Source organism: Streptomyces sp. SID14478, assembly GCF_010548525.1.
Classification (GTDB): Bacteria; Actinomycetota; Actinomycetes; order Streptomycetales; family Streptomycetaceae; genus Streptomyces.
This window is the reverse complement of record NZ_JAAGMG010001446.1, coordinates 1-1,095: the sequence shown is the minus strand read 5'-3', so window position 1 is coordinate 1,095 and position 1,095 is coordinate 1. Positions and strand designations below refer to the sequence as shown.

Sequence of the window (1,095 nt, the reverse complement as noted above, 5' to 3'; positions counted from 1 at the left end):
CCCTGGGTGCACCGGATGCGTACGTGGCTGAACGGGACGGTGGCCGCGGTCGCCGCGGCGGTGCTGCTCGCCTGGGACTATCCGACGGGCGCGGTCGTCGCCTGGATCGCGGTGTGCGCGGTGTGCGCGCTCGCCGTCGTCGAGTTCCTGGACGCCCCCGCGCTGCCGGACCCGCCGGAACCCGAGGCGTCCGCACCCGACGGGACCGCCGGCCGCACGCACCCGCTGACCTGACCGCGCCGCGGCGACCGGCACCCCCTGACGTGACTGCGCCGCGGCGACCGGCGCCCACGCCTGCACCCGGCCGAACGCCGGGCTTTACGCCGTAATCACTGCGGCGGCGTGTCCATCGAGTACGTCAGGAACACCGTCTTCGCACCGTGCCGGTCGTACACGCCCCGCGCCCGGTAGTTGTTCTCGGCGGTCCGCCAGCGCACGTTCGGCCAGCCCTCGGCGGCGGCGACCCGGCGCAGCTCCGCGAAGAGCGCGTCCACGGCCCCGCCGCCCCGGTGCGCGGGGTCGACGAACAGGTCGTCCAGGAAGCCGCGGGTGCCGCTGAGCGGGGAGTCCTCGGCGCGGTAGTGGGCGAACCCGACCGGGGTGCCGTCCGCGGTGCGCGCGATCAGGCAGCGGGCGGCGCGGGCCGGGTCGTGGATCCAGGCCCAGGCCCGGTCGATCTCGGCCTCGCCCAGCTCGACCTCGTAGAACTTCCCGTACGCGGCGAAGAGCCGGCGCCAGACGTGCTGGTCGCGGGGCTCGGCGGCGGAGACATGGATGATCATGGCGGCGACCCTAGCCCCACCTTGTACTAGGGTCAATGTACTTTCGCCCTAGTGCAATCAAGAGTGGGAGTGGCTCGGCCCGAACCTCCTGCGGTACGCCGACGGGCTCAGCCCCGTCACCCGCTTCAGGTGCGCCCGCAGATTCGCCGCGCTGCCGAGCCCGCTGCCCCGGGCCACCACGTCGAGCCGCTCCTCCCCGCGCTCGATGAGCCGGCACGCGAGCGCCACCCGCTCCCCGAGCAGCCAGGCCAGCGGCGTCGTGCCCAGCTCCGCGCGGAACCTGCGGTGCAGCGTGGCCGGGCTGACCGCGGCC

The 1,095-nt window shown here is 74.7% G+C and carries 2 protein-coding genes and 1 pseudogene; 1 reads left to right on the top strand and 2 read right to left on the bottom strand.

Annotated elements, in window-relative coordinates; translation table 11 throughout:
* A pseudogene (locus G3I40_RS45335) lies at positions 1-234 on the top strand (hypothetical protein); the annotation flags it as partial.
* 95 nt (positions 235-329) lie between these two features.
* On the opposite strand, the gene G3I40_RS45330 reads toward G3I40_RS45335, so the two are convergent.
* Both G3I40_RS45330 and G3I40_RS45325 read right to left on the bottom strand, forming a co-directional pair.
* A complete protein-coding gene (locus G3I40_RS45330; protein WP_164560609.1) occupies positions 330-782 on the bottom strand; it encodes a GNAT family N-acetyltransferase in 453 nt (150 codons plus the stop codon).
* 57 nt (positions 783-839) lie between these two features.
* Positions 840-1,095, bottom strand: a 256-nt coding sequence (locus G3I40_RS45325; protein WP_164560608.1) for a helix-turn-helix domain-containing protein, incomplete at its 5' end; no start/stop codon positions are given.

Bases quoted from the DNA above. Each gene is read 5' to 3' on its own strand.
- G3I40_RS45330 (WP_164560609.1), bottom strand. From the start codon at position 782: ATGATCATCCATGTCTCCGCCGCCGAGCCCCGCGACCAGCACGTCTGG.